The sequence below is a fragment of the Amazonocrinis nigriterrae CENA67 genome, assembly GCF_016056305.1.
In the GTDB taxonomy this organism is placed as follows: Bacteria; Cyanobacteriota; Cyanobacteriia; order Cyanobacteriales; family Nostocaceae; genus Amazonocrinis; species Amazonocrinis nigriterrae.
In genome coordinates this window covers 25,669-51,373 of sequence record NZ_JAECZC010000030.1, presented here as the reverse complement: position 1 = coordinate 51,373, position 25,705 = coordinate 25,669, and the positions used below count along the sequence as shown (strand labels likewise).

Sequence of the window (25,705 nt, the reverse complement as noted above, 5' to 3'; positions counted from 1 at the left end):
GATTGATTGCTGTCAGTGGTCAGTGGTCAGTGGTCAGTGGTCAGTGGTCAGTTGTCAGTTGTCATTTATCATTAGTTATTTCTCCCCTGCTCCCCTGCTCCCCTGCTCCCCTGCTCCCCTGCTTGACTAACAACTCGCACTTTGTCACCCTCTTTGAGGTAGCCTGCACCATCAACTATCACGCGGTCATCCAACTGCAAACCACTTTTGATTTCCACCAGGCGATCGTCGATGGGTTCTCCTACTTCTACTTTTTGGGCGCGTACTGTGTCTGCACCTGATAAGATCAACAAAATCGCACTACCATCTGGTTGGGGTTGTACTGCCTTTTGCGGCACTGCGATCGCTATAGTTGTATTGGTAGTAATCGCCGCACGAGCAAACATTCCAGGTTTTAGTAAGTCTGTGGGTGGCAAGTCAATTTTTACCGTTGCCTCACGTCTTTTATCATTCACCAGTGGTTGTATATCTCTGACTCGTCCCTGCAAGCGCACACGATGATCGAGATCGGAAGTAATTTGTACTGATGCACCAACTTCTACCTGGGGTAGTTGAATTTCTGGAACCTGCGCTTGCAGTTCCAACCTTTGATCGCGAATAATCGAAAATAACTTTTGTGTACCACCAATGATATTTCCTACCTGGGTTTGTGGTGGCACACCTGTGACATCTCCTACTCTTGCTAGTTTCTCAGCGACAATTCCAGAAACCGGGGCGCGTACCACGGTTTGCCCCAACTGAGCTTGCAGTTGTTGCACCTTCGCTATACTACTACGGACATCGGCTTTAGCTTTGTTGATATTTGCTTCGGCGCTAGAAGTATTTGCTCTGGCACTGCCGACATTTGCTTGAGCGCTATACACATTTTCTTCGGCAAGGCGCACAGTTTCTTTGGCCGTTTTCATGGTGTAAGAGCGAGTATCAAGTTCTTGCTGACTAATTCCCCCAGAGACAGCAAGTTGTCGATAGCGGCGAAAATTCTTTTCTGCTTCTTCTAGCTTGGCTTGTGCTTGAGCTAAATCTGCTTTTCTTTGTTGGACGATCGCTTGATTGGATATAGTATTAGCCAGCTTCGATGCTAGATCTGCCTGTTTTGATGCTACATCGGCTTGCTTAGATTCTACATCTGCTTTGGCTTGGCTAATTTGAGCTTGGAGTATGGAATCATCCAGAATTGCCAATACTTGACCTTTTTTGATCAAACTTCCCTCTTTGACATCTTCGGGGATAATTTTGATTTGTAAACCGTTTGCTTGGGGCAAAACCGGAATCAAATCACGAGCTGCTACAGTACCCGTCGTGTTCAGAGTACGAGCAATACGAGTCTTTTCTACCGTCGCCACAGTGACTGTCATCGCTGGGTTGACTTTTGGTGCTGCTTTATTTGCTACCGCTGTTTGTTGGCGAGCAGGAAGATAACTTAATATACCCATACTGCCCAAGGCGATCGCTATCCCCAACCCAGTACCCCCACATAAAGGTATCAACCAAGAGCGGGTTTGCTTATTAATCGGTTTGCTCTTAAAGCTATCCTCCTCAACTTTTACAAGTTCTTCTGCCTCGCTCTCTGAAAAACTTTCATCGCTCACAGACACACCTCAACTTTCCAAACCATGCAAATACCATTACTGGTATTTATTTTTTTAACAAACTTCAAAAATTATTACTTATATCAAATATGACTCATGTTTAATAATTTTGCCTGTAATAATCCTTAATCATCATAACCATGAAAAAAATGGTTGTCAGTGGTCAGTTGTCAGTGGTCAGTTGTCATACGTTATTCTCCATACCCCATGCCCCATACCCCAAGCAGCGGGGGAGAGCAACCTCGACTACCCAGCTTTGTGATAGAGTTTCCCGCTGCTTTCAATGAAAGTAACTAGCGCTCAGACCCATTCTTAAGCTACAAATGAGAAATCTGCATTGTTTTAAATTCCACAGGGTAACTCTGACTTAATACAAACTGGCAAATAATCCATAAATAATTGATATCAACCTGAGCAACCAATATGTTTAATGCCACTGAAATTTTAATTGATGCTTTTGTCAAGCAAATTCGAGAAGGCTACCGTCGGACATACGGTTGCTTGAAAAATGATTACCAAGATATCATCGCTTGGGCTGGGAGTATGGCGTTGGAAAACATTGCCAATAGCGATGCTCTGTTTCACAATGTTGAACACTCTGTCTTAGTTACCCTTGTCGGTCAGGAAATTTTACGTGGCAAACATATCCGCGAAGGTGGCGTTTCTAGTGAAGACTGGTTGCACTTTATGATTTCCTTGGTATGTCATGATATCGGTTATGTTAAAGGAGTTTGCCGACAAGACCAAGAAGCAGCAGGTCTTTATGCCACTGGTAAAAATGGCAGAATGATTCCTCTGCATCCAGGAGCTTCTGATGCCAGTTTGACACCCTATCATGTTGATAGAGCAAAACTTTTTATTGATGAGCGTTTTGGGGGTCACAAGTTAATAGATGCTGAGGTAATCAAGAGAAATATTGAATTAACTCGGTTTCCCGTGCCTGTGGCGGAGGATCATCAAGACACAACTAGCTTTGCTGGCTTAGTACGTGCTGCTGATTTGATTGGACAATTAAGTGACCCGCGTTACCTGAGAAAAATTACTTCTTTGTTCTACGAGTTTGAAGAAACTGGGATGAATAAAGTTTTAGGCTATGAGACACCTGCCGATTTACGCAAGAACTACGCCAAATTTTACTGGAATGGTGTCCATCCCTACATTAAAGAGGGACTGCGTTACTTGTCTTTGACACAACAAGGAAAACAAATTGTCGCGAATCTCTACTCGAATGTATTTGTTGTAGAACATGAAAAAAATCAAGAGGAACATTTATATTTAGCAGAGCAACGACATGGTTAAATCGAAAGTGGAGAGTTAGGAGTTAGGAGTTAGGAGTTAAGAATTATTAAGAGTTAAGAATAAATTATAAAAAAGTTCCATAATTAACAGTTCATAACTCATAACTAATCACTAATAACTCCTAACTATTATGAATTGGTGGCAAAGACTTCAAAAAAATCCTTTGGCGCGGTTTGGGGCAATTTTGCTGTTAATTTTCTATGTGGCGGTAATTGCAGCTGATTTCGTTGCCCCATACGATCCTTATGCCTCACAGCCAAATGGTTCGCTACTGCCACCAACTCGAATTTACTGGACTTCACAATCAGGGCAGTTTATCGGGCCTCATATTTATCCAACGACCCAGGGAAACACGGATCTAGAAACAGGCGATCGCCAACTGATCGTAGACTTGAAAAAGCCCTCACCATTGCGTTTTTTTGTATCGGGGTCAGAGTATCGACTGTTTCAGCTAGTTTTGCCACTGCCACCCAAGTGGGAAGAAGTGACTATCATCCCAGGTATACCCTTAAATTGGCATTTGTTTGGGGCAAGTGGTGATGCAAAATTAAACCTCCTGGGTACTGATGAACAAGGGCGCGACCAATTCAGTCGCCTATTACATGGTGGTCGCATTAGCATGTTTATCGGTATTGTTGGTGTGGTGATTACCTTTCCCCTCGGTCTTTTGATAGGAGGCATTTCCGGCTATTTTGGCGGTTGGACTGACACCATCATCATGCGCTTGGCAGAAGTTCTCATGACCTTCCCCAGTATTTATCTTTTAGTCACCTTGGGCGCAGTTTTACCAGCGGGACTAAGCAGCAGCCAACGCTTTTTATTAATTGTGTTGATTACTTCAGTTATCAGCTGGGCTGGTTTAGCACGGGTAATTCGCGGACAGGTATTGTCCATTAAAGAGCGGGAATTTGTCCAAGCAGCACGAGCAATGGGCGGTAATCCACTTTACATTATCCTCCGCCACGTTTTGCCGCAAACCGCTACTTATGTAATTATCTCCGCTACTCTTGCAGTTCCTAGCTTTATTGGCTCAGAAGCAATACTCAGTCTTATTGGCTTGGGCATTCAACAACCAGACCCCTCTTGGGGCAACATGCTTTCTGTGGCAAGCAATGCTTCTATTTTAGTGTTGCAACCTTGGCTAATTTGGCCGCCAGCGGTGCTGATTATTTTGACGGTGCTGGCTTTTAACTTATTAGGTGATGGTCTTAGGGATGTTCTCGACCCCCGGAGTTTACGCAGATGAAGAAGGGGAAGGGGGAAGGGGAAGGGAACCTATATTTAAAAATAGGGGTTTCAAGTATGGACGCTGATTTTTATCGCACTACCTGTCTAGTAAATCTGATTTTAATATTCTGGGCAATTAAGATAGGGGCTTTATACCATGTGGGGAAAAGTTTTAACTTTAATTACCTTCCCCTTCCCCTTTTTCTTTTCCCCTTTTTGGTAAAAATTAGGGAGTGGTGAGTAGGGAGTGGGAAGAGTAATTTTTGTCCTTTGTTACGAATTCTTAAGCTTGAATAGCTATTCTATTTGATTTTAAAAATGTTCAGGCTCAGATTCCTGACTTCTTTAGGAAGTCGGGAATCTTTTTGTTATACCATTTCACGAAATAACTGATACAGATACATGGGTAGGGGCGTACAGCTAGCTGTACGCCCCTACAGTTCACTCCGGTGAAGCAGCGCTCATGTTGGCATCTTGCGTCTTATATAGCAGTCGAAGCGTAAGTCTTAAACTTGCTTTCTACTCAGCACTCAGCAACGCCAGATGCTTCAAGTCGGCGTTCGCCCTTGGCGTTGCCGAAGGCTAGCCGCCCAACGCACTGGCTCCTCAGCACTTTGCTATATTTGCCAATTCTGTTTCTAAAATTGTCTCGAAAGTCACAAATTGTGACATTATTCCAACTCACTAAATAACCGCTACAAATCATTTTTCCTTGCTCCCCGCACTAAATATGACCATTTATAGCTATTTTCAGACGATTCTTACTTAATGTATTTGCCCTACCCTGCAACCTACTTGCTACAAAAACTAAAATTAAAAAAGGGAAAAATAATACTAGCGCAGGGTGATGAAAATCACTATCTAGTATAAAAGGTTAAAAAGTTTACTTTTCACTCAATATTCCTTCTGCCTACTGTTTACCGTCTGTTGCCCTTATCTACTAGCGATTACGCGCTAAAAATCTCAGCATTTTTTAAGAGGTAATTCTAATGACTTCAGTAGCTATAAATACGACATCTCTATCTGCTAAAGACCGATCGCTGGTTCTCTGGTTTGATGAAGTGGGTATTGCTGATATTCCCTTAGTTGGCGGTAAAAATGCATCATTAGGGGAAATGATTCAACAGCTAACACCTAAAGGTGTTGAAGTACCAACAGGATTTGCCACTACAGCTTATGCTTATCGCTATTTCATTGAATCTGCGGGATTAGAAGCAAAGTTACGCGAACTGTTTGCGGATTTAGATGTTGAGGATATCAAAAATTTACGGCTACGGGGGAAAAAAGCGCGATCGCTGTTGATACATACCCCATTCCCTAGTGAATTGCGAGATGCGATCGCTACAGCTTACGAGAGTCTATGTGATAAATACCACACTGAGACAGATGTAGCAGTTCGCTCTAGCGCCACCGCTGAAGACCTCCCCGACGCTAGTTTTGCCGGTCAGCAAGAAACTTACCTTAACGTTGTAGGTGTCGAAGGAGTTTTAGCAGCTTGTCATAAATGCTTTGCTTCCCTATTTACTGATCGCGCCATTTCTTATCGCCACGCCAAGGGATTTGACCACTTTAGCATTGCCCTAGCTGTGGGTGTGCAAAAAATGGTGCGCTCTGACTTAGCAACCTCTGGGGTAATGTTCTCCATTGATACAGAAACCGGCTTTAAGGATGCTGCACTGATTACAGCCGCCTACGGTTTAGGAGAAAACGTTGTCCAAGGGTCTGTTAACCCAGATGAATACTATGTTTTTAAACCAACTTTAAAAGCAGGTTTTCGTCCAATTATTGATAAAAAATTGGGCAGCAAAGAACTGAAAATGATTTATGATGACGGTTCTAAATTCACAAAAAATGTATCTGTATCCAAGGTAGATAGAAGTAAATTCGCTCTTAGTGATAGCGAGATTTTACAACTAGCACATTGGGCTTGTTTAATTGAAGACCATTATTCTCAAGTCCACGGTATTTATACCCCAATGGATATCGAATGGGCAAAAGATGGTATTACAAACCAGTTATTTGTGGTGCAAGCACGTCCTGAGACAGTGCAGTCACAGAAAAATGGAAACGTGTTGCGGAGTTATCGTCTCAAACTGGGGACTGGGGACTGGGGGCTGGGGACTGGGGAAAAAACTCACTCACTCCCAACTCCCGACTCCCCACTCCCCCTTGTCACGGGACGCGCCATTGGGGAAGCCATCAGTCAAGGGAAAGCAAACCTGATTTTAGATGTGCATAAACTCGACCAGTTCCAACCTGGGGAAGTATTGGTGACAGAAAGGACTGATCCTGACTGGGAACCGATTATGAAACGCGCCAGTGCGATTATCACCAACTCTGGTGGACGTACCTGCCATGCAGCGATTATTGCACGAGAATTGGGTGTACCTGCGATCGTGGGCTGCGGTAATGCTACGGAAGTCTTGAGAACTGGTCAAGAGGTAACCATTTCATGTGCTGAAGGGGAAGAAGGAAAGGTCTATGCAGGGTTATTACCTTTTGAAGTTAATGAAGTCGCGTTAGAAAATTTGCCCCGCACTCGCACCCAAATTTTAATGAATGTGGGAAATCCTCAAGAAGCTTTGAGTTTATCTGCCATTCCTAACGATGGCGTAGGTTTAGCGCGGACAGAGTTTATCATCGCTAACCAAATCCAAATTCATCCAATGGCATTGCTTTATTTCGATAAGTTAAAAGATGAATTTGTTAAAGCTAAAATTAGCGAAATTACTTCACTTTACGAAGAGAAGCCCCAGTATTTTGTGGATAAATTAGCCCAAGGCATTGGCCGAATTGCCGCAGCATTTTATCCCAAACCAGTAATTGTGCGAATGTCTGATTTCAAAAGTAATGAATATGCCAATTTGTTGGGTGGGCAACAGTTTGAACCCGACGAAGAAAACCCAATGTTAGGTTGGCGAGGGGCAGCACGTTACTATGATGAAGGCTACAGAGAAGCTTTTGCCTTAGAGTGTTATGCCATAAAGCGAGTACGAGAAGATATGGGTTTGACTAATGTTATCCCCATGATTCCTTTCTGCCGCACTCCTGATGAGGGGCGTTTAGTATTAGCAGAAATGGCAAACAATGGTTTAAAACAAGGCGTTAACAACTTACAAGTTTATGTAATGTGTGAATTGCCCAGCAATGTAATTATGGCTGAAGAATTTGCTGAAGTCTTTGATGGTTTCTCCATTGGTTCCAATGACCTAACTCAGCTGACACTAGGGTTAGATAGGGATTCAGCTTTAGTAGCACGGTTGTTTGATGAACGCAGCCCAGCTGTGAAGCAAATGGTGAAAATGGCCATAGAAGCTGCGAAAAAACGCCACCGCAAAATCGGCATTTGTGGGCAAGCACCAAGCGATTATCCAGAATTTGCTCGGTTCTTGGTTGAACAAGGAATTGACTCTATTAGTCTGAATCCAGACTCAGTTTTAAAAACGATGCTAGAAATAGCAAAAGTCGAGAATGGTGAGTCTTGAATTTTGTCATTTATATAGCTCACTTTCTTTTAATTGTTGATTGGTATTGCTGATTTGATAACATTTCACAAAATACCTGTTACTGTAGTAGGGGCGTACATTTATACGTCCCTACTGTAATTTATGTGTTGTAAATATTTTTATAAATGGTACTATGAATGAAAAAATATTTGTTAATATTACTATTTAGCAAGGCTGTTAATAATTGAATACTTAATCATGCAATTATATATATAAAGTAGCTTGAGCAATATATGCCAGTTAGAGACCGCTACCATGAAGGTTATTGACCGATAACTAATGACAGTCATCAGTCATCGGTCAACATAATCATAAGCATCAATCCAATAACAGCCAAGATGAAGGTTTACACTTTGACTTAGCAAAGTGATTGCTTTGGCCCAATCCTCACATCAGCCATCAGCCTGTAAAACAGGTACACAAGTAGCGTAAAATGAATCTCCATCCGGCATCTGCTATTTTGTTGACCCCATGCTTTGCGATTACCTGGTACAAATTCTGACTGCTCGTGTATACGATGTTGCCCAAGAAACACCCTTGGAGTATGCCCCGAATCTATCCGCACGACTAAATAATCAACTCTTCCTAAAGCGGGAAGATATGCAGTCGGTATTTTCCTTTAAGCTGCGGGGGGCTTACAACAAAATGGCGAATTTGCCCCCAGATTTGCTAGCACAGGGTGTCATTGCGGCATCTGCCGGTAATCATGCCCAAGGTGTTGCCTTGGCTGCAACTCGGCTGAAAACACGGGCAATTATTGTTATGCCGGTGACTACGCCTCAAGTGAAAGTGGATGCAGTCAAAACGCGAGGAGGCGAAGTAGTTTTACATGGCAATACCTACGATGATGCCTATGCCTACGCTCGTCAACTAGAAGCAGAAAAAGGTTTAACCTTTATTCATCCCTTTGATGACCCCGATGTGATTGCCGGACAGGGAACCATTGGGATGGAAATTCTGCGACAATACCAACAACCCATCCATGCAATCTTCGTGGCAATTGGGGGTGGTGGCTTGATTTCTGGAATTGCGGCTTATGTAAAACGGTTGCGTCCAGAGATTAAAATTATTGGTGTTGAACCAGTGGATGCCGATGCCATGTATCAATCGCTGAAAGCTGGGCATCGGGTACGATTACCTCAAGTCGGGTTATTTGCTGATGGGGTAGCAGTGCGGGAAGTGGGTGAAGAAACCTTCCGCCTGTGCCAAGACTATGTAGATGATATTATTTTGGTCGATACGGATGCTACCTGTGCAGCAATTAAAGATGTGTTTGAAGATACGCGATCAATTTTAGAACCTGCCGGTGCATTAGCGATCGCAGGTGCTAAAGCCTATGCAGAACGAGAGCAAATTCAGGATAAAACGCTAATTGCCGTCGCCTGCGGTGCTAACATGAACTTTGACCGCCTCCGTTTTGTCGCAGAACGGGCAGAGTTTGGTGAACGCCGCGAAGCCATCTTTGCAGTGGCAATTCCCGAAGAACGGGGTAGTCTCCGTAAGTTTTGTGAATGTATTGGTAAACGTAATCTGACTGAGTTTAACTATCGCATTGCCGATGAAAAAGAAGCCCATATTTTTGTAGGTGTGCAAATTCAAAACTTTGCTGATAGGGCAAAGATGGTAGAAAACTTTGAAGAGTGTGGGTTTAAAACTATCGACTTGACAGACGACGAATTGACTAAATTACACCTGCGCCACATGGTTGGTGGACACTCTCCCCTAGCCCACAACGAATTGCTTTACCGTTTCGAGTTTCCTGAACGTCCTGGTGCGTTGATGAAGTTTGTTGGTTCTATGAGTCCTAACTGGAATATCAGCATGTTCCACTACCGCAACAATGGTTCAGACTATGGACGAATTGTTGTAGGGATGCAAGTTCCTCCCCACGAAATGCAACAATGGCAAGCATTTCTTGATACCCTTGGCTATCGCTATTGGGATGAAAGCCAAAATCCCGCGTACAAGCTGTTTTTGGGTTAAGTTGTTATTTGTCATTGATGTGTGATGAAAAAATTAAAGTGATACAAATTCTTGCAATCTCAGGTAGTCTTCGGGCTGCTTCATCGAACACAGCTTTACTTCGAGCTGCCATCAGTTTGGCATCACAAGGAGTTGAAATAACTTTGTACAATGGTCTTGGCGATCTCCCACATTTCAATCCTGATCTAGAGAGAACAGAAATACCTTCAGTGAAAGACATTCGTACCCAGCTGCAAATTTCCGACGGCGTATTGATATCGAGTCCAGAATACGCACATGGTATACCTGGTGTATTGAAGAACGCACTCGATTGGGTAGTTGGCTCTGGGGAACTTTACCGTAAGCCTGTTGCGTTAATCAATGCATCATCACGAGGAATACATGCACAAGCTTCTTTAAGGGAAATACTGAGGACAATGGATGCACATATCATTAATGAAGCATCAATAACCATTCCACTTTCCAGTAATCAAATCGATGAAACTGATATCATTTCCGATTCTAAAATATCAAGTGCGCTGCATAATAGTATCGTCACATTCGTATCCGCGATTGGAACTTTCCGGGCCGAAATACCATAATCAGCCAATCCAAAATCTAAAATCTAAAATTGTACTAGCTGTTAATAATCTGTTCCACTGAAATAGAAATATCTGGGAATGCCAGCGGTTGAATTGTTCCCACGGTTAATGTTAGCTTTGTTGCGTATTCTCCATCTAAGATTTCTCGGAACACTACTAGATGTAACTTTTTCAAATTAACAACCCAATATTCTGAAATACCTGCTTGTGCGTAGATTTTGCTTTTGATTTCTAAATCTTTTTCTAAACTGGAGTTAGCGTATTCAATCAACCAGAAAATATTTTCTGGATAAGGATGATGTTCTCGATACTCCCGTCCTAAAGCTTGGACAATGGCAATATCTGGTTCAGGTTCCGAGTTATTCGGTAGAGTAATAGGCTTGGCTTGACGAACTTTGGCGCGTCCAGCTAATAATTTTGCTAGATATTCACCAGCTTCATCACTACAATAAGCATGGGGTTCCCCTTCTGGCGATATTTCAACAATTTCTCCTTGAAGTAATTCAACTTTGCGATCGCTCAAAATGCCAGCCTCAATCATGCGATGATATTCGTCAATCGACCATTTAGCAATAATCACAGACATGATGATTGCTTCCTCCCAATGATTGTTTATATTCTTTCATGTTAATCTTGCTATAGTCCCCTTCGCAGACTTTGGTCGTCAAAATAATTCGTAATTCGTAGTTATAATCAGTGTGAACTGCTGAACCCACCACCTAGAAGCACCACCAATTTGAAAATTTGGTGTGGGCTGCTATACCCATTTAATTACGAATTACGAATTACGAATTAGTAATTATTTGGTCAAGCCTCTATATTTACAAGCTTTTCAAAATATAATTAGCTAATTCACAAAACCCTTCACCTTCAGCCGCAGCAGTAATATAAGTAGGCTGATGTTGCAATTGATTGGCATATTGCAATACATTTGCTACACCCACAGACAAAGGGAAATAACGCCGATCAAATAAACTTTCATCATTAGGGCTATCGCCAACAGTAACAACTTGATCAAGTGAGTAACTAGGGAAATATTCTCGCAATACCTGCAATAGTCCACCTGCCTTTTCTTGCCCTTGTGGTTTAATGTGACACTGGACGTTGCTGTAGGTGAAGCCCCAACCCATTTGCTGACAGAGATGACTGAGAGTTTGTAGTTCATCTAAACTTAAACTCGATACATCAAATGTCCAATCGGTAATCCGAAAGCGATTATCACTAGATTCTTTGATTTGAGGAAATTTAGTTTTTAATTCCTCAAAAACTAAAGCTAAATGCTGGCGATGTTTTACTAGGTCGGAAATAGGTGTTAAAGCGATTAATTCCTCACTTTTAGATGGATAGAATAAACCACCATTTTCTGCGATCGCACCTGCAACTGGCAACAAAGAACTCAATCCATTCACCCACCCAGCGGAACGTCCGGTGACAATTAGGACTTGAATGTTAGCTGCTATTAAATCTTCCAAAGCCCGCAATAGTGAGGCAGAAAATTTACCTTCCCTAGTCAGGGTACCATCCATATCTGTGGCAATGAGACGAATATTGCTCAAGCAAGTAGATGAAGCCTGAGATAGTTGCTGTGCATTGCTGGGATGCCCAAGAGTGAGGTTTGAGTCGTTGTACATATGCAGTTGAGGAAAGGGGAAAAGGGGAAGGAGAAGGCAAGCAAAGGTAAGAAAAGTAAAAGCTTCGCCCTTAATTTGCGAAATAATCCTTGTATTGTAGGGAAAGTTCAAAGCGAGTGGAATTGTAAGCAACCATATATTATTCCCTTCCCCCTTATTTAGCCTTCCCCTTCCCCTTCTCTAGTAAAAAATACAAATAGTACAGCAAGATGGCATCCAAGATTTGGGCATCCTAAAAATAATAAATCAATTGTTTTTATTTTCCAACCATGCTAAATTCTATGCTCATTGCCCAGTCTTCAGGAACAAAGACAAAAAAGATAACCCAGCAACCAGCAAGTGATCCGCAAACACCACCACTTTTGCTTCTCGGTTGTGGAGGGTTAGTTTTAGTAGCTATTGCTGCGGTTGTATATTTGAAAGTTCAGACGAATCAATTAGACAAAAAACTCAAGTTTGAACGATTCCGGGCGCGAGAACTAGAGAAAAAGTTGAAATTAGCCCTAGAAACAATTCGCAAAATGGAAACTAATCCCGATTTGGTGAATTCACGGGACTTTAACCTCGATTATCTCAGAATGCGGATGTCAGAAGAGGTATTTCATTTTGCGATCGTGAATCAAATTAAAATTAAGGTCAAAGATAAAATTTCTCAAGCCCTGCGCCCAACTCAAGCCCAACAAGGAACTTTGGGAATTGCCAATAGTGCAGGACGCCAGGTGGATGAAATGTTTGATGTGGAGTACGAAACTGGAACTCCACCAAACTCAGCAAAGCGAGTACTGTTTCGCATTCAAATTCGGTTAATGAAGTTACCGACACAAGCAACTTCTGCCACTATTAGCCAAATTATTGATTGTATTGAAACTTATCTCAGCCCAATTGATGATGAGGATACTTGGCAACCGACAATTCAAGGGCGCATTGCTAGTATGCATTGGGATCAAAAGGCTAAACCCACGCCTTTACTCGTGCTTGAACAATCAAATGAAGGCGTGAATGTAACTTTTCGCACTAGTCGCCAACCAAATACCCCAGCACAACAGAAGTAGTTTAGTGCTAACTAAATAATCACACTTTTAGGGTGCAGCTACATATTGATAAGTTATGAGTTATGAGTTATGAATTATGAGTTTTGAATTATAATTTGGTATCGTAACCAGTAACTGCACTTTGGGAATTACGGACTAAAAGACCATCTTCCATTTCTACGATGCGATCGGCGATGTCCAAAATGCGGTTATCGTGTGTCACTAACAAGATAGAAGTTCCTTGTTCTTTGGCTAGCGCTTGCATGATTTCTACAACATCGCGTCCTGATTGTTTATCCAAAGCTGCTGTTGGTTCGTCTGCTAGAACCAATGGCGGACTATTGACTAGGGCGCGGGCGATCGCTATTCTTTGTTTTTGTCCACCAGAAAGATTATCCGGGTAGTAATTAACTCTTTCTTGTAAACCAACAGCCCCAAGCATGGCTTGTGATTTAGCGATCGCTTCACTTTGCGAAATATTATCATTCAATTCCACAGCCATCTGCACATTTTGCGTAGCTGTTAAAAACCCCAGCAAGTTATGAGCCTGAAAAATATAACCAATGTTACGCCGAATTTGCACTAATTTATTCTGACTAGCACCAAACAGTTCTACGCCTAAAAACTTCAAACTTCCCTCTTGTACAGACCGCAAACCGCCAATCAAGCTCAGTAATGTTGTTTTACCTGACCCAGATGGCCCGGTCATGATGACAATTTCTCCAGGATAAATTTCTAGATTAATGTCAAATAAAATTTGTTTTTTTAGTGCGCCTTTGCCATAGTAATGGTTAAGATTCTTAATGGCGATTACAGGTTCTTGTCTCATCATAAATTTGGTTGCTATCAGTTAGTAGTTCCGAGACGGAAGTTTAGTGCCTGTAAGAAGTGAGAATTTCTTATGTGTTCATCATAAAATATTTTTAATTATGAAAATGTTAGTTTCTAACATTTTATGAATCATTTTATTACTAGTTGCAAATATTATTTTAACTAGTCTGGTGGTACGAGTAAAATGTTTTTACAGGATTTAGGCGGTGTTTGAATAAAAGTCCCAAATCCTCCCAGTCCCCAATCACTAGTCCCCCTTCGGGTGACGCTCCTGCGTCACTAACGCTACGAAGATCGCCAGTCGCTCATGGGGGAAACCTCCAAGACCCTTACGGGTGACGCTCGCAAGCTCGCTACCGCTACGCTAACGGCAGTTACTCCACTTGGGGAGACCCCAAGACCGTACTGCCTCACCGCGCTGGCTCACCAGTCCCCTTTACTTAAAAGATATCTGCTGGATCAGCAGAGCGCAATTTCCGTACAGCGATCGTACCTGAGAAAAAGCACATGACAATAGTTAAAATTAGCACCAATATTGCTCGATCCAAACTCATAAATACTGGTAATAGTGTAGCTTCTCTTGCCTTTTGATACATCAACATAGTAAACATCCATCCAGGGATATATCCTAAGCAAGCTAATAAAAGTGCTTCTTGAAGAATCACTATTAACAAATATCTTTGTGTATAACCGATTGCTTTCAAAGTAGCATACTCAGATAAATGATCAGAAACTTCTGTATAAAGAATTTGATAAACAATCACAGTTCCCACAATAAAACCCATGATTGTACCCAAAGTAAAAATAAAGCCAATAGCTGTACTACTAGCCCAGTAATTACGCTCAAAATCAATAAATTCTTGTTTAGTTAAAACATTAATATCTTTAGGTAGATAATTCCGCAAATCTTGAGCAACAGCTGTCGCATCTGCTCCTGGTTTGATTCTGATTAAGCCAATATCGATTAATCCTGGCTGACGATTATTGAATAAGCGCAGGAAGTTGACATCACTAGTAATTAAATTACCATCTGCTCCAAATGATGCACCTAAAGTAAATAGTCCTACGACTTTCATTTTTCTTCTTCTTACTTCTGCTGTGACAGTTTTTCCCTGCTCAAACTCAGCAGCTATTGGGCCATATTCCTGTCTGGAAGAACGGTCATATAAAACTACATCAGGCAGTTTGAGTTTATTTAAGTTTTCCTGAACTCCAGGTAAATTAAATATGTTATTTTCTGGGTTAATTCCAAATACAAGCAGGTTCCGAGTACGACCTGTAATTGGATTTTTCCAACTTGTATAGTCTAAATATATAGGATGTACTGATTGCACTGACTGTAAATCTAAAGCTTTGTATAAACGCCGTTGGGAAAAGCTCTTCATCGCCAGTACAGCATTGGATTGAGTATTAATTAAAACGATATCACCTTGTAAACTACTATGTAACCGAACGTTACTATAATACAGAGCATCTCGGAAACCTAGTTGCATAAACATGAGAATATCAGCAAAGGCAATTCCTGCTAGTGCCACGGCTAGACGAGTTTTTTCTCGTGTCAGTTGTAGCCAAGACAGAGGTATTTTTTGGCTCATTTTTTATTGATGTATATGATTTTAGTTTTCATTTTTTCTTTGGTAGAAGTGATGGAGAATTAACTAACCACATAGACGCGTCAGCGGTGAGCCAGCGCGGTGAGGCAGTGCGTTGGAAAGACAGCGCTGTGGTGTTAGCGCAGCGTTAGCGACGCAGGAGCGTCACCCGTACTGCAAAGCAGAACTCGTTCGCGCAGCGTCTCCGTTAGGAGAAGAGTAGGGCTTCCCGCAGGGTAGGCACAAAGAGACTAATGAGTAAGAGCTTTGAAGTGTTTAGTTATTGATTTCAACAAGAACTTTGGCGTTGGTTAAGCCTGAAACTTTTTGGCTATCTTCTTGGGATAGGGCAATTTTGACTTCTACGACTCTGGCATCTACATCTGCTGCTGGATCTGTATTCAACACATCTTTTTTGCCGATTTTTCTGCCAATTTCAGTGACGATACCTTTTAATTCGCCATTAAAAGCGCCGTTGTCACTGGTGACAGTGGCATTTTGACCTATACGAACTTTACCAATGCTGTCTTCAGGAACTTCAGCGGTGATTACCATTTGATCAGTTTGTCCAATTTCAGCGATTCCATTGGGACTGATGGCTTCTCCTGACTTGGTGTGAATTGTTAAAATCTCGCCAGCAGTTGGTGCTTGGACGTAGCTTAATTTCAATTGTGCTTCGGCTTGTCTGACATTGGCGATCGCATTCGTCACTTGGGCTTGGGCTATTTGCACATCAGTAGGACGAACTTCTAAGAGTCTATTGAGTCTGGCTTTTTCTTCGTCGATTTGCCTTTGCAAAGTTGCCACAGTTTTATCACGGGTAACTTTGGCTTCGATTAACTGCTGTTGCAAAGTTGTTAAAGTTTTTACCTGGTTGGCTCTAGCTTCAGCCAGTTGTTGGCGTAGAGTTGCTAGTGTCTGTTTAAGGGTAGCTTGACTTTCAACAACTTGCTGATTAGTAGTTATAGCCTGAAGTCGTCGATTATCTCTTTCTTGCTGGGAAATAGCACCTTGTCGGTATAAGTAGTCATAGCGTCCAGCATCGACTTCAGCATTGTTTTGTTGGGCTTGTACCCGCGCTACTGTGGCTCTTAGAGTATCTTTTTGTCCGCTGAGTTCGGCTTCTAAGCGGTTAACTGTTGCCTGTTGAGCAACTTTTTCGGCGCTTAATTGGGCAGCAATTCGAGTCACCGTTGCTTGCTGAGCTTCGCTTTCCCCACGCAACTGAGCTTGCAAGCGAGCAATAACTGCTGTTTGGGCTTGAATGTCTCTTGGTGAACCAGCTTTTACCTGGGCTAAATTAGCACGAGATTCTTGCAGTTTTGCTTTTGCTTCTTCTAATGCTGCTATCTGGGTATCGTGATTGTCCAAAATCGCAATTATTTGACCTTTCCTTACTCGTTCTCCTTCTCTGACAAAGATTTGCTGAACTCGTGAGGCTCCAACTGGGGCAGAAAGTTTAATAACTTCTCCTTGGGGTTCCAAACGCCCCACAGCACTAATACTGTTAGCAACTGGTTTTACAGGTACGGATGGGCCTAGCTTTCTGATCTGCTCAACTTTGGCTGTGGTTAGTAGCCCAGCAGCGATCGCTATTGGTAAAGCTACAGCAATACCCCACCAAACCTTGGGTTGTTCCGAATAAAGTAGCTGCTGTTTTGTCTCAGTCACCCTTGACATAGTATATTGCCTGTTTATCTGAATTGTGCTGATGGAATTAAAAAGCGAAATAGGCGTAGTTAAATTAGTCAACAAGAGTTTTTAGGAAACAGCCAGCCTAGAACAAACAACAGTGGCTTAAAGTTAGGTATCGCTTCAACATAATTACTAATTCGTAATTCGTAATTCGTAATTAGAGGGTTTGAGTCAAGAGCTAAAATTTCAATTTAGCGGTCTTGAATTAGTTGGGGATTCAAACCCCAACTAATTCAATTACGAATTACGAGTTATCAATTACGAATTATTTCAAATCCACTGTTTAATTAATGCTAGATGCGACAACTTTCCACAATGGCACTGCCCACTAGCTGGCTATTCAATAAACTGATTGCAAAAGTTAGAAAAAGGGTAAGAGGCAAGATTTAACAGATGAAAATTTCTCTTGCCTTCTTAATCTTTTAGCACCTTATAACTCTCACAAAAAGTATTTTGGTAACAGGTATAATAGCTCTGATTATCATTTAGAGTTTGGTGGCGGTGAATCAAATTCATCAGAGCCATCATCCACATATTAGTTATGATGGTAATCTGTTATTACTTCAGTAAGTGTGTTTGTGTTAACTGATTGCAGCAAGCATAACCTCATAGATATTTGCTGCAACATCAAAATAACTGGGTATTGATTAAATAACTTCTACTAGGTTGTTGAGAATTTTTACTAAAAATTCAGTAAAAACTTTACCTATCAGTAAGTCTTCTTTGCATCAGTCAAAGATTAACTAAAAAATGTCTATCAAATCGAAGATTTATTACATTACATTTTCCTTTATTTTGTGGTAAATTTGTGAGCAAATTTATACCAATTTTCTCGAATTCGGCAATATATCCATACTGGTAAACCCAGATTAAACCTGTTTCTCTTAATTGAAAACTAGGAATTAAAAATTACAAATTGGTATTAGCTTGCCTATACAAACGGGCTATTTGCTACAAAGACTTTGCTGCTGTCTGACTCCATTAAACTCTCCCATTAAACTCTCGCTGAATGAATTCTACATTTATCAGTTCTGGGAAAACGTAACAGAGCCTACAGATGGGAATTGGGAATTGGGAATTGGGAATTGGGAATTGGGAATTGGGAATTGGGAATTGGGAATTGGGAATTGGGTATTAATTATTTCTTCCCCTGCTCCCCTGCTCCCTTGCTCCCTTGCTCCCCTGCTCCCCTGCTCTAATCCGGTAAGTCAAACAAAACTGTGGTCATGTAATTTTCTGCCCAATCTTGACCAAAGGCTTTTTCGAGTACCCGACGGGTTTTATCGTTTTGCTGCTGTTTGGTGCAATAGTTACGTTGTCCAGCGATAATTTGCAGCGTCTGTTCTTGTGAAACTGGACTAGAAGCGATCGCCTGGGTACAGTGAATTTCTAAAAAGTCCTGTACGCGGGAGAGAAACATTTTTTCTTCTTGTGGAGAAGCGGGACGAATAAACAGGCAAAAATCCGAGAAGATATGCCCCCATTCCGGTAAATCGCGGGGTTGGGAAAAGTTCAACTTTGGCAGCGCCGTGAGTGCAGCAGTATAGGATTGTGGTAAAGCGCGGTCTAAGTTGACAGGAGATAAGTCAGCGATCGCAGCACTAATTTGACCTCTACCCCCGACTAAATCACAACCAAACATCGGTAAATCGTACTCTGGGCGAGGAAACATGACGCAGTGCAAGATATCTAGCATATTTCCGATTCTTGCCAGTTCCAAATGCATTTTCCTGAACTGCGGTGTTTGATAGCAGCGATTTTCAATTATCAGTTTCTCGCCCTCTAGTCTACCTTCCACATACCCCAACTCAGCAGGCAAATGGTAAGGCGACAGATCCAGGTGCTTATGCCAAGCTACCTCAATACAATCAGCTAGCTGACGAACTAAAGGATGTTGTTGATCTCGCAGCGAGGGGATGGAAGTAAATGACATGTGTTCATTGAAAATGCTACCTATTTGCCAGTCTACAGCCACGCGCGCCACTTCTGGTCTAGCTTGCAATATAAGCAAACACTTACCTTAGTACTGAGTGGGCATAGGGCATAGGGCATGGGGCATTGGGCATTGGGCATGGAGTAGAAGTAGAAATAACTACTAACTCCTAACTTCTGATCACTGCCTAACGTAAAGTTATAAGACAGTGACTTTTCAAAAGTATTCTAAATTTTGTAGTCTTAGTTACAGAAATATTTTTAGGTTAGCCCATGAGTTAAGGCTAATACAAGGCTATGAAACTAGATTCTGATAGACCAGATTTTGTAATGTCAGCAAGAAAGCAGAATCTGGATTGGTTAGGCAAATGTTATGCCAAAGATTTGGTGCAGGAGTCCCCAGCTTCTAAATGGGTACACCTTCTGGAACTACCCAGCCCGTTTAGTTCAGACGAGGCGCTGTTACTGTGTCCGATTTCAGCAGACAAATGGCTAGCCTGGATTCCAGATCATGGAGAAGCAATACTGTACACCTGGCAATTTTGTCACCAATAAGGGTTAAAAAGTGTAACTTAATTACTCCCTTTTCTTGGTGTCTTAGTGCCTTTGTGGTTAAAAAATTCCCTTGTGAACCACAAAGACACTAAGGCACGAAGGTAAAATAGTATCAGCGTCTTCTGGGTCTAAAAATTTCACATGGTAAACCCAGATCAGCGTGGTAAAAGCTACATACCATTGTGATGCCAATGACTGAACAACGTGATGCTGACAAGTTATCAGCTGAGTCTCAACAGTTCAGTAAGCCAGCCGATGACTTTGGGAAAAACCGTATTGCTGATGTCTGGAATAAGGCAACAGCAACTCTCATGCAACGGCTACCTGTAAAGCAAGTTGCACAAACGGTTGTTGAATGGTTTAGTGTCAGCGAAACTGATGTTGCACAGATTTTGGAGACAGTTCGAGCTGAACTGCCAACTACAGAAGCTTTGCTAATTGGTAAGCCTCAAGCTGGAAAAAGTTCCATTGTGCGGGGACTGACGGGAGTAAGTGCCGAAATTGTCGGTGAAGGTTTTCGTCCGCACACGCAGCACACCCAACGCTATGTCTATCCTTCTAATGATCTACCGTTGCTGATTTTTACAGATACCGTGGGGCTAGGAGATGTCAACCAGGACACTTCGGCAATTATTCAGGAGTTAGTGGGTGATTTACAACAAGCAAGTCAGCGCGCCAGAGTCCTGATTTTAACTGTAAAAATCAATGATTTTGCTACAGAGTCTCTGCGAAAAATTGCTCAACAACTGCGTCAGAAATATCCAGATATTCCTTGTCTGCTAGCTATTACCTGCTTGCATGAAGTTTACCCTAGCGATGTTGCTGATCATCCTGCCTATCCACCAGACTATGAAGAGGTGAATCGCGCATCTGCCGCCATTGTACAAGCCTTTGCCGGACTGTGCGATCGCTCTGTTCTCCTGGACTTTACCCTAGAGGAAGATGGCTACAATCCGGTATTTTATGGCTTAGATGCCCTCAGAGATACTCTGGCTGAGTTACTTCCAGAAGCAGAAGCCAAAGCGATTTATCAGCTATTGGAACGAGAAGAAGTTGGCAAGCAAATAGGCACAATTTATCGAGACGCTGGACGGCGTTACATTTTGCCGTTTGCGATTATGTCCGCCACCCTTGCGGCTGTGCCGTTGCCATTTGCTACCATGCCTGTATTAACTACATTACAGGTATCAATGGTGACTTTATTGGGTAAATTATATGGAAAAACACTGTCACCATCCCAAGCTGGGGGTATTGTCAGTGCCATTGCTGGTGGTTTTCTCGCCCAGGCCATTGGCAGAGAGTTAGTTAAATTTATACCTGGTTTCGGTAGTGCGATCGCAGCTTGGTGGGCAGCTGCTTATACTTGGTCGTTAGGGGAAACAGCCTGCGTTTACTTTGGCGATTTGATGGGAGGAAATAAACCCGATCCTCAGAAAATTCAGTCTGTGATGCAAGAGGCATTCCAAGCAGCCAAAGAACGATTTAGAGGAATTAAACTTTAAGAAAAACCTACAAAATAAATCTACTGTAGGGTGTGTTAGGCGCATATTTTGATATGGTTAGTAACGATAATATTAAGTAAAGCGCCTAACGCACCAATCTTTAACATACTAGGTTACACGCTTGAGCTAAATGGGTGAATTTTGGGTTTATTAAAATGGAATTTCTAGGTAATCCACACGCTTATAAAATTGCTGATCAATTTCAAATGTCCTCTTCGTGTCTTGGTGTCTCTGTGGTTCAAAAATTTTAACTACTCTTCAAACGTTATCTCAAACCTTCTCCTTCGCTGGCGGCACAATACCACTTTTATTCAAACCTTGATCAATTTCCTTAAGTAGCTTAAAATCCTCTTCCGGCAGAGGATAACTATTACTGCTGAATAATCCTGCACTCACCGCAGGCTGCTTTTCCAGAAAAGAGAATGCTTGGCGAAACTGTTGCGGCTGTGCTGGTATTGGTGAGTCAAAGTGACAAGGAATAATCCACTGAAAGTCCCAACTGGCAACTTTATCAGCCCAGTTGAGGGTTTCCCTTGGTGCGCGATTGAGAATGAGTGTTTGTAAAATGGGTGCTACAAATAAACGTCCATTGCCGCGCAGGGCATCAAACGATCGCTGCCAATCAGGATACCATTTAAAAGGAAATAACCCAAAATAAGCTTTCTTGGAACGTTCCGGTGCTTTGAGGGCATCCCGAAATACTTCACCCCATTTAATTACTTCCAGTACGCTTGGTCGAAAATACAAAGCAAACAGTGAAATCCGCTGCCATCCCTTACGGCGATTTGCTTGATTATCAGCGACAATATCAGAGGCTTTATCCTTCGCATGGAACAGCAAAGGATATGGATCTAATTGCACAATTGCCGGCGGATCTTCGGGGATGGAAATGACTGAATCTGTGACTAATAGAGTATGCGATCGCTTGTGAAAAAATGCAACTTCCGCAAACCGTCCAGGCCCAAGTTCTATAGGCCCTAGAATTGCGTAGTCAAACTCATCGCCAAAGGGTGTTTTGCTGCTATCTTCTGGGAGTACCTGGGTACGTTTGGCGGGTAAACCCAGCCAGCTAAGTGGCAGATTAAGTGGAAAACTCCACTGTTTCGGCGCCACAAACACCTGTGCATTGGGAAAGAATCTGGCGAAGGGGCCGACAAATACTTTGTGTTCTAGCCCGGAGATAGTTGGTAAAATGATGTACTTGACATCACCGTGTTCCTTCACCAACTCATTCACCAGCCGAATACACTCGGTTGTTGGTGCAACAGGCGCATAAACCAGGAGTCCGCCAGCCTCCAACTTCACAACGGTCATGCGAATCGGCACAACAACGTAAAAAATACCTTGTAGCTGGTCAAAAGTCCAGATAGTGTTTTTAACTACTTCTTTGCGAATCGTCCGCCGTTTGCTATACGGGTATAGTGGCAAAGTGAACCAAAAAGTCCATGAAAAGTCTCTCGGATGAATTTGTTCTGCGTTTTCTATACGTTGATCCTGAGACACTCTGCAACCCCCTCTAAATTCCCAATGCTCAAACTATTCTATTTGAACTCTGAAACTAGGAGTTTAGCAAATTGTCGAGCCTAGGGACTAGGGACTAGGGACTGGGGACTGGTGACTGGGGATTAAGGAAGAGTCTTTTCAATGCCCAATGCCCCATGCCCAATGCCCATTACTGATAGCTGTGTGTTGCTTTGAGCATATGGTAGGTGATGATCAACTGCGTCAGGGCGAGGGGGTAGCTTTGCAGTGTTTCCCCTGTTGTACCAGCAATTTTACCCAGTTCTGGGTTACTCTCGCGATCGCAGATATTCTTTAAGTAGGGCATATCATAACACATGATATGCTCTAGCTTATTCACCTGTTCTAAGGTGGCATGACCATCAACTTCTAAAACATCTACAGGTTTATTCATATCCCGGTCTAATCCCAGGCGAATTGCTGAATCAGAATTACCTGTGGTTAAATTGATAATTGAGGTAAAATCTGGATGGGGAATTGTCGGACGTAGTACTAGCCGCACATTCAAGTGACCGTTGCTTTCATCGGCATCTTCAGTTGGAGGATAGAAACTCACTACTATATCTGACCATTGCCGCTGTGGACGGATAAATTGTTCTGAATCTGGTTCGCGTTTTTCTAGTTCTGCCAATACTTGTTCCTCTGTATAGCCCCGCTTTTGGGTATCCCGCTTTACTTTCCATTTGGCACGCAGTTGTTCGGGCGGTGCAAGGTAAACTTTCACGTCGTAGGCATCACGCGCTCCACGGGTAGAATAACCAAGTAATCCTTCAATAATGACAAATTTATTAGGCTTAATGTACTGCGGTGGCTCGAATGTGCCGGTTTTGTGGCTGTAAACTGGCTTGAGAATCGGCTGTCCTGTGCGTAGCAGCGATAGGTGCTGCTGCATAATATCTAGATAGTTGCAATCAGGGTGGAGGGCAGTTATCCCGATTTCTGCACGTTGTTGGCGATCATAACGATGGTAATCATCTGTACAGATGAGGGTGACATTTTCCGGGCCCAGTACTTGAGCAATACCTCTTGTGAGTGTTGTTTTTCCAGCAGCGCTATCACCGACAATACCAAGAATTATTGGACGGCTCATCTGATTCCCCCCGCACCCTAGATAGTTTAGTAATAAATTTAGCAGACAGATAATATTTTTTATTCTAGAAGGGAATTGGTAAATTAACTCAGGTCAAAACTCTATACGCAACATCTCTAAACATAATCAGGGAACTTAAAGAAATAAATTCTCAAGTTTGAGACTGATGACTGATGACTGATGACTATCAGTAACAAACAATTACAATGAGATATTTTTTCTTGGTCTGTCTTTAATATATGTAAAATATTTACATTATGTAACCTCTTGTGTTTCCAAATTGCTCTGTGCTGTCAAAATCATTAGATATAGAACTTGTTTATTACTTTAGGTGATAGACGAAATATTACAAAAATACATATTATGGCGGAAGAAGATTGCTAACATACCCATTCAAAGAAGTATTGCATATTAGCAGTAATTGGTCTTTTTTGGGATATACCAAAGTAATAAAGCATTGTTGTGATCACGACAGGGCAGGGATTATGGTGACATTAAATATTTCAGAGTTAGAACAGGTTGATAATTTTCGTCATCTTCAATCAAGTTTGCGCGATCGCTGGAAAACTATTGAGCTATTTGATAATAGTGAAGCAGATATCATAGTCGTTCCCTCCCTCAGTATCGACCAGCGCGAACTGCACAAAATTGAAGGTTGTGAACATTATGAAGAAAGATTACTATTCTCCTTAATGCGGTTGCGAAATCCTCGCACCAGGTTAATTTATGTCACATCAACGCCACTGCATCCCAGTATTATCGATTACTATTTGCAACTGTTGCCTGGAATTCCTTTTTCCCATGCCCGCAATCGCTTGCTATTACTTTCGACATATGATTCTTCTCTCAAACCCCTCAGCCAAAAAATTTTAGAACGTCCCCGATTGCTAGAACGGATTCGCCAAGCGGTGAGGCTAGAAAAATCATTTATGGTGTGCTATAATTCTACATCTTTAGAAGCAGAATTATCTCTACAATTAAACGTGCCATTATATGCAGCTGCACCAGATTTGCAAATTTGGGGGACAAAAAGTGGCAGTCGGCAAATATTTGCAGAAAGTAAAGTTCCTCTTCCAGATGGTAGCAGCAGCGTTTGGAATCCTCAAGATTTGGCAGCAGCGGCTTGTGATTTGTGGGAACGTCAGCCGACATTGCAACGGATGGTGGTGAAACTCAATGAAGGCATTTCCGGAGAAGGCAATGCACTGCTAGATTTGAGGCCGATTTTGGATTTAGCACCGGGACAAGCTGCTCATGGAGAAAGGTTATCAGCAATTAGCGATCGCTTGCCGAATTTGCGCTTTCAAGCCAAACAAGAGACTTGGGATAACTTTTCAGGACGAATTGCCGAGTTAGGGGCCATTGTAGAGGCTTTTGTGGAAGGAGAAATCAAGCGATCGCCCAGTGTCCAAGGACGCATTACCCCCACAGGCGAAGTGGAAATTCTCTCTACCCACGACCAAATTCTTGGAGGCCCAGACGGGCAAATTTATCTCGGTTGTCGATTTCCGGCGGATGAAAGGTATCGGTTGCAATTACAGCAGTTAGGCTTACAAGTTGGTAGAAAACTTGCTCAAAAAGGAGCATTAGAGCGATTTGGAGTCGATTTTATCACCGTTGACCAAGGTAATGGAGAGTGGGACATTCAGGCGATCGAAATTAACCTCCGTAAGGGTGGTACTACTCACCCTTTTATGACTCTAAAATTATTGACTAACGGTCGCTACGACCTGTCTACAGGATTATTTTACAGTCAGCAAGGGCGTCCTAAATACTACATAGCCACAGACAACCTTCAAAAAGACCGCTATCGGGGATTGTTACCCAGCGATTTGATGGATATCATTGCCCACCACAGATTGCACTTTGACAGCGGTACAGAAACAGGTACAGTGTTTCATCTCATGGGTTGTTTGTCTCAGTTTGGCAAATTGGGATTAACCAGTATCGGTGATTCCCCGCAGCACGCAGAAGACATTTATAACAAAGTCGTCAATGTTTTGGATGAAGAAACCCGCAGCGACAACCATGATTTCCCTTTGTTCTCAGATTACACGTTTCCTGTTGCCTGGGATGGATATTTCTAATAGTCCATAGGATCTTGTAGGGTGCGTTACGGCGTTAAGCCTAACGCACCAAT

Annotated in this window: 18 protein-coding genes; 9 read left to right on the top strand and 9 right to left on the bottom strand. The window is 42.3% G+C overall.

Annotated features, from left to right (window positions below; all coding sequences use genetic code 11):
- Window positions 1-71: 71 nt before the first annotated feature.
- Window positions 72-1,589, bottom strand: a complete 1,518-nt coding sequence (locus I8748_RS16995; protein WP_198125752.1) for an efflux RND transporter periplasmic adaptor subunit — start codon at window positions 1,587-1,589, stop codon at window positions 72-74.
- Window positions 1,590-2,012: 423 nt separating this feature from the next.
- Here I8748_RS16995 and I8748_RS16990 point away from each other — a divergent pair, with 423 nt between their 5' ends.
- The 5 genes from I8748_RS16990 to I8748_RS16970 all read left to right on the top strand — a co-directional run bounded on the left by I8748_RS16990 (window position 2,013) and on the right by I8748_RS16970 (window position 10,185).
- Window positions 2,013-2,888, top strand: a complete 876-nt coding sequence (locus I8748_RS16990; RefSeq protein WP_198125751.1) for an Npun_R2479 family HD domain-containing metalloprotein — start codon at window positions 2,013-2,015, stop codon at window positions 2,886-2,888.
- Between the two features lie 130 nt (window positions 2,889-3,018).
- Window positions 3,019-4,134 carry an ABC transporter permease gene (locus tag I8748_RS16985; protein ID WP_198125750.1) on the top strand — a complete coding sequence of 372 codons (1,116 nt, stop codon included), beginning with the start codon at window positions 3,019-3,021 and terminating at the stop codon, window positions 4,132-4,134.
- A 970-nt stretch (window positions 4,135-5,104) separates the two neighbouring features.
- Window positions 5,105-7,600 (top strand): phosphoenolpyruvate synthase, encoded by a 2,496-nt coding sequence (gene ppsA / locus I8748_RS16980; protein ID WP_198125749.1) that lies wholly within the window; start codon window positions 5,105-5,107, stop codon window positions 7,598-7,600.
- Between the two features lie 492 nt (window positions 7,601-8,092).
- Window positions 8,093-9,604 (top strand): threonine ammonia-lyase, biosynthetic, encoded by a 1,512-nt coding sequence (ilvA, locus tag I8748_RS16975; RefSeq protein WP_198125748.1) that lies wholly within the window; start codon window positions 8,093-8,095, stop codon window positions 9,602-9,604.
- A 17-nt stretch (window positions 9,605-9,621) separates the two neighbouring features.
- Window positions 9,622-10,185, top strand: a complete 564-nt coding sequence (locus I8748_RS16970; RefSeq protein ID WP_198125747.1) for an NADPH-dependent FMN reductase — start codon at window positions 9,622-9,624, stop codon at window positions 10,183-10,185.
- A gap of 34 nt (window positions 10,186-10,219) precedes the next feature.
- Here I8748_RS16970 and I8748_RS16965 read toward each other — a convergent pair whose 3' ends face one another.
- Both I8748_RS16965 and I8748_RS16960 read right to left on the bottom strand, forming a co-directional pair.
- Window positions 10,220-10,771: a Uma2 family endonuclease gene (locus I8748_RS16965; protein WP_198125746.1), complete on the bottom strand. Its 552-nt coding sequence runs from the start codon at window positions 10,769-10,771 to the stop codon at window positions 10,220-10,222.
- A gap of 235 nt (window positions 10,772-11,006) precedes the next feature.
- Window positions 11,007-11,816, bottom strand: coding sequence for an HAD family hydrolase (locus I8748_RS16960; protein ID WP_198125745.1), 810 nt, complete (start codon window positions 11,814-11,816; stop codon window positions 11,007-11,009).
- Window positions 11,817-12,097: 281 nt separating this feature from the next.
- Here I8748_RS16960 and I8748_RS16955 point away from each other — a divergent pair, with 281 nt between their 5' ends.
- On the top strand, window positions 12,098-12,868 hold the full coding sequence (locus tag I8748_RS16955) for a hypothetical protein (RefSeq protein ID WP_404800324.1): 771 nt from the start codon (window positions 12,098-12,100) through the stop codon (window positions 12,866-12,868).
- An 88-nt stretch (window positions 12,869-12,956) separates the two neighbouring features.
- Here the strand turns inward: I8748_RS16955 and I8748_RS16950 are convergent, their stop codons facing one another.
- From I8748_RS16950 to I8748_RS16935, 4 genes are all read right to left on the bottom strand, one after another.
- Complete coding sequence (locus tag I8748_RS16950; RefSeq protein WP_198125773.1) at window positions 12,957-13,676, bottom strand: DevA family ABC transporter ATP-binding protein; 720 nt, start codon at window positions 13,674-13,676, stop codon at window positions 12,957-12,959.
- A 442-nt stretch (window positions 13,677-14,118) separates the two neighbouring features.
- Window positions 14,119-15,273: an ABC transporter permease DevC gene (gene devC, locus I8748_RS16945; protein ID WP_198125743.1), complete on the bottom strand. Its 1,155-nt coding sequence runs from the start codon at window positions 15,271-15,273 to the stop codon at window positions 14,119-14,121.
- 273 nt (window positions 15,274-15,546) lie between these two features.
- Window positions 15,547-16,950 carry an HlyD family efflux transporter periplasmic adaptor subunit gene (locus I8748_RS16940; protein ID WP_198125742.1) on the bottom strand — a complete coding sequence of 468 codons (1,404 nt, stop codon included), beginning with the start codon at window positions 16,948-16,950 and terminating at the stop codon, window positions 15,547-15,549.
- A 1,210-nt stretch (window positions 16,951-18,160) separates the two neighbouring features.
- Entirely contained in the window at window positions 18,161-18,898 is a 738-nt protein-coding gene (locus tag I8748_RS16935; RefSeq protein ID WP_198125772.1) for a phycocyanobilin:ferredoxin oxidoreductase, read from the bottom strand.
- 296 nt (window positions 18,899-19,194) lie between these two features.
- Here I8748_RS16935 and I8748_RS16930 point away from each other — a divergent pair, with 296 nt between their 5' ends.
- Window positions 19,195-19,452 carry a hypothetical protein gene (locus tag I8748_RS16930; RefSeq protein ID WP_198125741.1) on the top strand — a complete coding sequence of 86 codons (258 nt, stop codon included), beginning with the start codon at window positions 19,195-19,197 and terminating at the stop codon, window positions 19,450-19,452.
- 191 nt (window positions 19,453-19,643) lie between these two features.
- Window positions 19,644-20,954, top strand: a complete 1,311-nt coding sequence (locus I8748_RS16925; protein WP_198125740.1) for a GTPase family protein — start codon at window positions 19,644-19,646, stop codon at window positions 20,952-20,954.
- Between the two features lie 270 nt (window positions 20,955-21,224).
- Here I8748_RS16925 and I8748_RS16920 read toward each other — a convergent pair whose 3' ends face one another.
- Complete coding sequence (locus I8748_RS16920; protein ID WP_198125739.1) at window positions 21,225-22,457, bottom strand: DUF4336 domain-containing protein; 1,233 nt, start codon at window positions 22,455-22,457, stop codon at window positions 21,225-21,227.
- A gap of 169 nt (window positions 22,458-22,626) precedes the next feature.
- Window positions 22,627-23,565 (bottom strand): phosphoribulokinase, encoded by a 939-nt coding sequence (locus tag I8748_RS16915; RefSeq protein WP_198125738.1) that lies wholly within the window; start codon window positions 23,563-23,565, stop codon window positions 22,627-22,629.
- 485 nt (window positions 23,566-24,050) lie between these two features.
- Between I8748_RS16915 and I8748_RS16910 the strand changes: the two genes are divergently transcribed.
- Window positions 24,051-25,652: a peptide ligase PGM1-related protein gene (locus I8748_RS16910; protein ID WP_198125737.1), complete on the top strand. Its 1,602-nt coding sequence runs from the start codon at window positions 24,051-24,053 to the stop codon at window positions 25,650-25,652.
- Window positions 25,653-25,705: the final 53 nt, after the last annotated feature.